At 50.2% G+C, this 205-nt stretch carries 1 protein-coding gene; it reads right to left on the bottom strand.

Annotation, left to right across the window (positions count from 1 at the left end):
- Positions 1 to 205, bottom strand: a 205-nt coding sequence (locus tag ASC50_RS05615) for a hypothetical protein (protein ID WP_226995426.1), incomplete at both ends; no start/stop codon positions are given.

Below are 205 nucleotides of genomic sequence, written 5' to 3'. Positions count from 1 at the left end.
GGTTATCTCAAATTCCACCGTTCGGGAATCTTTGTAATTGCCTTTGCCGTTTATGGTTACGGTGGCTGTCCCTTCGTTTGTGTTGTTGCTGTAACTTAGAGTGTAGTCCGTGTTGATTGTGAGTGGGCGACCGCCGTCCACCACGTTAGGTAGCGGTTTGATTTCTTTGCCGGTGTACTTTTGAGCGGCGATGCTTGCCACCGTC

The organism is Candidatus Symbiothrix dinenymphae (assembly GCF_001431085.1).
The sequence above is the reverse complement of the archived record's forward strand: the minus strand, read 5'-3'. Positions and strand labels throughout refer to the sequence as shown.